Genomic DNA, 921 nt, shown 5'->3' with positions numbered 1-921 from the left:
CGTCCTCCTCGGCCACCCGCAGGTCGCACCAGAGCGCCAGTTCCAGACCGCCCGCCACGGCGTGCCCGGACACCGCCGCGATCACCGGCTTGGACAGCCGCAGCCGGGTCGGACCCATCGGCCCGTCGCCGTCCTCGGCGACCCGGTTGGCGCGCTCCGTGCCCAGTGCCTTCAGGTCGGCGCCCGCGCAGAACGTGCCGCCCTCGCCCCACAGCACCGCCGCCCGCGCCTCGTCGTCCGCCTCGAACGCGCGGAACGCGTCCGCGAGTTCGGCGGCCGTCGGCCCGTCCACCGCGTTGCGCGCCTCGGGGCGGGACAGCACCACCGTGGTGACCGCTCCCCGGCGTTCGATCCGTACCGGCATGACGTGGCCCCTTCCAGGAGTGGGACCGGGACCCTACCCGCCGGCCGAGCCGCCCTCACCCTCTCGCACGCCCCCTCACCCGTCCCGCGCCTCAGATCACCTTCATCCGCACCAGCGCCGCCAGCGTCAGCGCGCCCGGCAGCAGCGGCAGCCACACCGTGAGCAGCCGGAACACCAGCACCACCGCGGTGGCCACCGCCGCCGCCCCGCCGGCCGCCACCAGCGCCACGACCAGCGCCGCCTCCACCGAGCCGATCCCGCCCGGCGTGGGCACCAGCGCCACCGCCACCGTCGCCGCCAGATACGCCACGGCCAGGTGCGCGGACGGCACCGCCAGCCCGAACGCCCGCCCCACCAGCACCAGGACGCCCGCCTGGAGCGCCGGGAAGGCCAGCGCCCCGCCCCACAGCGCGAGGGCCCGCGCGGGCCGGGCGTGCACCGACCGCGCCTCGCCCAGCGCCGTCCGCAGGAACCCGGCCACCACCGTCCGCACCCGCCGGACGGCGGCGAGCGCGCCCAGGACCAGTACGAGCGCCGCGCCGGCCACGAGGAACGGC

Annotated in this window: 2 protein-coding genes; both read right to left on the bottom strand. The window is 78.1% G+C overall.

The window, feature by feature from the left end; all coding sequences use genetic code 11:
• A partial coding sequence (locus tag CCN29_RS34615) for an enoyl-CoA hydratase-related protein (RefSeq protein ID WP_442538712.1) occupies nucleotides 1-364 on the bottom strand: 364 nt, incomplete at its 3' end.
• A gap of 91 nt (nucleotides 365-455) precedes the next feature.
• Nucleotides 456-921 (bottom strand): lysylphosphatidylglycerol synthase domain-containing protein (locus CCN29_RS34610; RefSeq protein WP_442538711.1); only part of this gene is annotated, 466 nt, incomplete at its 5' end.

This window comes from Streptomyces pseudogriseolus (assembly GCA_002154585.1).
Classification (GTDB): domain Bacteria; phylum Actinomycetota; class Actinomycetes; order Streptomycetales; family Streptomycetaceae; genus Streptomyces; species Streptomyces pseudogriseolus.
This window is presented reverse-complemented; position numbering and strand designations above follow the sequence as displayed.